Annotated in this window: 6 protein-coding genes and 1 pseudogene; 2 read left to right on the top strand and 5 right to left on the bottom strand. The window is 37.0% G+C overall.

The window, feature by feature from the left end:
- Positions 1-899 (top strand): annotated as a pseudogene (locus HRT50_RS17165) (hypothetical protein); the annotation flags it as partial.
- A gap of 482 nt (positions 900-1381) precedes the next feature.
- On the opposite strand, the gene HRT50_RS17160 reads toward HRT50_RS17165, so the two are convergent.
- The 4 genes from HRT50_RS17160 to HRT50_RS17145 form a co-directional block, all read right to left on the bottom strand.
- Positions 1382-1696 (bottom strand): hypothetical protein, encoded by a 315-nt coding sequence (locus HRT50_RS17160; RefSeq protein ID WP_291616751.1) that lies wholly within the window; start codon positions 1694-1696, stop codon positions 1382-1384.
- A gap of 2 nt (positions 1697-1698) precedes the next feature.
- Complete coding sequence (locus HRT50_RS17155; RefSeq protein ID WP_291616749.1) at positions 1699-2004, bottom strand: hypothetical protein; 306 nt, start codon at positions 2002-2004, stop codon at positions 1699-1701.
- A gap of 15 nt (positions 2005-2019) precedes the next feature.
- On the bottom strand, positions 2020-2445 hold the full coding sequence (locus tag HRT50_RS17150; RefSeq protein ID WP_291616747.1) for a hypothetical protein: 426 nt from the start codon (positions 2443-2445) through the stop codon (positions 2020-2022).
- A 568-nt stretch (positions 2446-3013) separates the two neighbouring features.
- On the bottom strand, positions 3014-3433 hold the full coding sequence (locus HRT50_RS17145) for a tetratricopeptide repeat protein (RefSeq protein WP_291616746.1): 420 nt from the start codon (positions 3431-3433) through the stop codon (positions 3014-3016).
- A gap of 356 nt (positions 3434-3789) precedes the next feature.
- Between HRT50_RS17145 and HRT50_RS17140 the strand changes: the two genes are divergently transcribed.
- The gene (locus HRT50_RS17140) at positions 3790-4362 is read left to right on the top strand and encodes a TrmH family RNA methyltransferase (RefSeq protein ID WP_291616744.1); all 573 of its coding nucleotides are present in this window, start codon (positions 3790-3792) and stop codon (positions 4360-4362) included.
- A gap of 86 nt (positions 4363-4448) precedes the next feature.
- Here the strand turns inward: HRT50_RS17140 and HRT50_RS17135 are convergent.
- A partial coding sequence (locus HRT50_RS17135; protein ID WP_291616742.1) for an alpha-amylase family glycosyl hydrolase occupies positions 4449-6049 on the bottom strand: 1601 nt, incomplete at its 5' end.

Here is a 6049-nt window from a genome sequence, read left to right as displayed (position 1 = left end):
TAGATAAAAACCTCGAAGATAGCCGTTACAATAGTAAAGGCGAAAATGAAACATCAGCATTTGGTAAAAAAGACGATTTAAAAATGCAACAGGGCTTTGCCATATTTAAAGGCGCTTTTGCTAGTATGTCATCGGCAGCGCAGCGTTATAGCAATATAGAGTCAGTCGCTGCTCAACAATTCACTGATGGCCGAGCAATGGTCGCAGAGTTAGTCGATAACATGATCACCAATGATCCTCGCTATCAAGGACTTGGCAGCGAAAAAAATAATACCTTAGGTACTGGCATTTCTAAATTAGCAGATTTTGATGCTAAATTCTCATTTTCAAGAGAGCCACGAAACCGGCGAGAACTGGCCCCTAAAATTAGCGTTGAGTTAGAGCAAGTCACCCAGCAACACAAATCAGGAAAATTAACCGGGGTAAGCCAAAGTAAAACGGTAGCGACTCATTTCGATTATCAGCTTACCCGACCTGATTACTATGACAAAACAGAAAGCTACAACATTGGTACAGCAGTCAAAAATCAAGAATTGGTTGGACTTGATCAAAAACACCAAGTGGATGTTAGTAAAGAAACTTATCAATTTAACCCTAAAACGAATCAATATGAACTGCAAATGGCATTTAATGAAAATATTGAGAATGAGAGCAACATTCGTCTAATTAATGATCTTTGGCTTGAAAACACAGAGAGTAGCCATACTCTGGATAAAAAAGAGCGTATCGCTAACGAAGGAAAACCAGAAGATTTTAAGCGAACAAATCACCATTCTCATAAAAAACTAATGACGTTAATTGGCGTTCTAGATAAGTTAGCAGAAAATAAACACGTTAAACGTGAGTATCTTATCGGATTAAGTAATGTGAACTTTTTTATGGATAGTAATACTAAATAAGAGAATACTTCCCTTGTTAGTGGTTAGTAACCATAAGGTAGCAGCGGCATTATCAACTTAAAAGTGAGCATGATAAGTTAACAATACCGTTAATAAATTACTTTTTGCAAAAGTTAAGTCGAAGCAAGTTAACTTTAAAGCTGTCAATTTCCTTCACCATATTTCCATTAGTATCTAACAAAACACCTCAGCTAAGCTTAACTGGTTAATTTGTTGCAATTGAGTTTTTCCATCACTAATTACCAAGTAAATCATTTTGTCTGGAACTATGTATTGACTCATGGGTGTATTGCCATGAACTTCATCATGGCAACCTTGCAGACCATACAAATTAATGATTTTTTAAATCCCTGTTTAGCGCTATAAAATTGCTAGCACTACACTATACAAAAAAGTAGCCTAGCTATATAAAAAGAATTGCTGTGTTCTATACGGATCAACCGAGCTGTACTCTTAATTATATCGCTAGCATATTTGATAATTTACGCCGGTTTGCATAGCGCTTTAATACGGATTTTATCGGTCCAACTAAGAAAACCATGATTAGTTAAGTACTCAACGTTAATCATTGAGGTGCCATTCGGGCATTGCTGTAAAAGTTGTTTATAGGCTTGATCAACATAATTACTATCATAAACAAAACCTAAAAATATTTTTTGTGACTTTTCAATATTAATAACCTTGCCACTAGCCAATTCCTGCTGACTATTAGTGCCAACATCCACTTGTGACATATGAATACTGCTAGTACAGGCACTAAGCATCACTACCATAAGTAACGAAAATAGCTTTTTCATCACTACACCTCATTACAGTAAGCGGAGACAATAACTTCTCTTTTAAAGACAAGTAAATAGCCGGTAGTTTGGTGCTTGGTATATACCCCTTCAATTTTTCCTGTTGGACATTGTGCTTTAAGATTATCAATGGCTTCATCAACAAAGGCATTGCTAAAGTTAATGCCAATAAAATTCCAGCTAGATGAAGCAGTAGTTATTTTGTTTTCTCTTTCTGCTGGTATCTGGGTCATTGATACGGTATTTAAACCAACACAACCACTAAGTGAAAGTGCTAATAATGAAAATAATATGGTGTTCTTTAACATGATAATTCCTAAAGTTTAGTTAATACAGTAACCCTTTATACGTACAACCTCACCACTTACTGGGCCAACATTGGTTGCTTCGCGTACGGAAGTTAATCCCGTTATTTTTTTACTTGGACATACTTTAATAACCTCAAAGAGTACTTGGTCAGCATAAGCATCGTTGTAAACTGGGTTACCCGTTTTAGGACCAAAATTACTGATAGCCAAAATTAAAGCGACAAACTCCAAATCTTCACTGGTCGAGGCAGACTTTGCCACTCCCGCGCCTATTTCTGCGGCTTTAGCTGCATCAAAGCCAAGTTCATTTACCTCAATAGTAAATGGCGTTAACCTCCCCTGCGACTGATCTATATCACCAATATGAACATGATGAAGTTGACTACAGCCACCAAGAAGTAAAAAACTAAGCCCGAGTATACTTTGCAATTTTATCGGCATATGTGCCTACCTGTTGTTAATGTCTATTGATAAAACTTGTGACTATTATACGTTTAATTGTAACGGACAGGTGCGGTTTACTGTTTAGTTAATGTGGTGGAAGTGTCAGAAAATGTAAGCTAAAGCCGAAATATCCAAGTTACATAAAGGTGTGTGTTTCAGGTGAAATTGCAGGTTAAATGAGAGTTATGAACGAGAGTATAGGTAGTATTAATGGCGCGGAGATGACTTATGTTTTGTTAATAGGAGTTGTGAAAGGTAATGATGATTAATAAAAAAACACTGTGAATGCTTTAAATAAAGGTCGGTAAAGCGTAGGCAGAAGACAAGCCTGCCTTCGCCATAACGCTGTTACTATTTAACCTGAATTCAGCTTAAAAAATGTTTCTCTAGCAGCTATTTTTACTTACTTCTGCGTTAAATTCACTTGCAATAGGCCAGCTATTGACGCGTAAATTAGCCTTGAATTAAGAAAAACTATCAAGTTAGAGGTTCGTAAAATAACTTTACTAAAATTTAAATTAGCTAAACACATTTCAAACCGAGTTCAGGTTGTTTAAATGTATTTTTATGAAGCCTTTAATTTTTCCAATAAGTCATGAATCTCAGCTTTTAATTCTTTATCTGCAATTTTATTACAACTGATTTTAGCTTGTTCTAAATGCTCAATAGCCCCTGCTTCATCACCTAACTCCACTTTTAGCGCCGCGATCGAAAAACCAATGGATGAGCGGAAATCTTTAGAGTTAATCGCTTCAGCCTTCACTAATGCTTGTTGATAAATAGTAACAGCTAAGTCTAAGTCATCGGTAAAGTCAGCTAGGGTTTCCCACTGTACTGGATGGTCTTTATCCGACTTTTCATTATCTTCACAAAGTTGCTTTAATTCTAAATAAAAACCATCAAATCTTTTTTGATTTTTTTGTTGAGCAGCCGCTAATAAGTTATCAGTGAGGAAAAGCACTCTTTTGTATATTTTGGTATTCATCTTGTGGCCCTGTTATTTAGAGTAAAAAGCAATTATGGTTAACAATATATGGTGAACTAGGTTTCAAGCGGCCATTATAATGTTTTACCGAAAATAAACAGCAACTATAGCTAACTAACCTGAATACTTACTCATATAAATGTCCCTATTAACTTCCATAGAAAATATAACGCCAATTTTTTAGACTAATACCTTTCTACAAAGATTAAAACCTTATTCTTTATAGTTAACAGCTCGTTTAGAACATAAATCAAGCGGTAAAAAAAAAGTAAAAAATGCCATAAACATTACGCTGTCAACAAGTACAATAGCGCCATAATATTTGTCGAATTTATACAGATAACAGGATATATAACATGCCCTCAGCTATGCAGCCATCAATACAAGTATCAAAACAGCTCAGTAAAGATGAGCTTAGAGAAAACAAACCAACACGAGATGACTACTTAAGTCAGCCTAAGCTACCTCTAATAGTGGTATTAGATAATGTTACCAATAGCTACAATATTGGCTCTTTTATTCGTTTAGCTGATGCTTTTGCTATTGAAAAAATCATTGTCTGTGGTCAGTTGACTATCTCAGATAAGAAGCTAAAGAAAGCCTCCCGTAATGAAGCTAAATGGGTTTGCATTGAGTACAGCGATAGCACCACTGCGAGCTTACAAACACTAAGAGAGCAAGGTTACGGGATTTATAGTGTCGAATTGTGTCATGAGTCTGTTGATTATAAGACGGTTACTTACCCATCTCCCTGTGTATTAGTATTGGGCAATGAGCGTAAAGGTGTTAGTGAAGCTGCCTTACAATTAAGCCACCAACAAATACACATTCCTATGTTCGGCATGGGTAACTCGTTGAATGTTTCTACCGCTGGCGCGATTGTTTTAGCTGAGTGTGCGAGCCAAATTCGTGGTTCCTTAACAGCATAAAGAAAAAGCGACCTCAACATTACTGAGGTCGCTTTTTATATCTTTTTAGCAGGCTTAGTTCTCCTGCCTAATTACATTTTTACCAACTATTTCAGTTGATAAATAGCAAAACTCAATGGTGCTATTTCGCCATCCTTTTTCGCTTTGACAGAACGGTAAACTAGTTTAGCCTTTGTTTTATTAGCATCCGCTTGCTCAGTAATAACATCTAAACGCTCTGCATTATCAGCGGTATTAAATACTATCAATAAATTTTGCGCTTTTGCTTCGCTTGTCGCTTTCACTTTCCTAGTTATAGCAAATATTCCAGCTTTATCTTGCGAATAAACAACTGTTTGCTCACCAAAACGTAACGCTGGGTATTGTTGATATAATTGCGCATATTTAGCAAACGTTTGATAGAACAGATGGTTAATATCAAAGTTATCATCAGCAGTAGTATTATCTGTTGCTAATAAATCATCATCGTTATAACTGGCAACCAAAGAAGGCATCATATCTTGGCGTGAAGCTTGATCACCACCATCACCAACAAAACCTTGCTCATCGCCATAATATATAACCGGTACACCACGACTAAAGAACATCATGGCGTGAGCCAATAAGTTACGCTGAATTTGCGCTTGCTCGCTATAGTTATGAGGACTTTGTTTAAGTGTATAAGCAAAGCGTCCCATGTCGTGATTACCAGTAAAATTAACTAATTGATTCGCGTTGGTGTTACGCATACTTTTAAGATCAAGGTCTTTATGCTCAGTCTGATAAAAATGATCTTTAGCAAATAACTGCGCCAGTACGTCTGTACCCTGCTGTTCAACCAAGGCTTTTGTCATCGCGCCTTGAAAAGCAAAGTCTAATACTGAAGGAATTTTAGCTTCAGTGGTAAAGCGGCTTAATAACTCAGGCTCAAAGCTATAAACCTCACCAAACATGAAAAAGTTATCTATGCCTTGTGTTTTAGCATGCTGCATTAACGCTGGTGAGAATTGTTGCCAAAACTCTATGTTGACATGTTTAACGGTATCAATTCGAAAACCATCAGGTTTAAACTCATCAATGATATCTTTGTAAATATCGACCATGCCATTAACAACACTGGCTTTTTGAGTATATAAGTCATCAAGGCCAGCAAAATCACCACGCACTGAGCTTTCGCCACGCCAAAATGAATCACCTTGGTTATGATAGACATCCATGTCATTAAGCCATTTGGGGTATTTTAATGTTTCATCGCCCGCGGGAATTACTGGCGTGTAATGTTTACCCTCTGCAAGTTGTGCCATTGAAATAAATGGGCAATCATTGCCTGCGCTTACATCAACAATCCAACCTAAGCCATCTTCGCCGTGACACTCTTGGTACTTAATCACGTCAGCAGTATGGTTAGTAATAATATCGAAAAACACTTTAATATTGCGCTTGTGTGCTTGGTCGATAAAGTTTTTCAGCTCCGCATTACTGCCCAAGTGAGGGTCAATTTCAGTAAAATCTAGAATCCAATAACCATGATAACCTGAGGTGCCAGCTTGCATAGCGCGGTTACGTAATACCGGCGTTAACCAGATAGCACTTACACCCAGATTATCAAGGTAAGGCAGCTTTTCAGTAAGACCGGCTAAGTCACCGCCGTGATACATACCTTTATTAGTTTTATCTAAACCACCACGAGATACTGCGCGCTTTTTAT

Source organism: Colwellia sp., from assembly GCF_013215345.1.
Taxonomy (GTDB): Bacteria; Pseudomonadota; Gammaproteobacteria; order Enterobacterales; family Alteromonadaceae; genus Colwellia.
The sequence above is the reverse complement of the archived record's forward strand: the minus strand, read 5'-3'. Positions and strand labels throughout refer to the sequence as shown.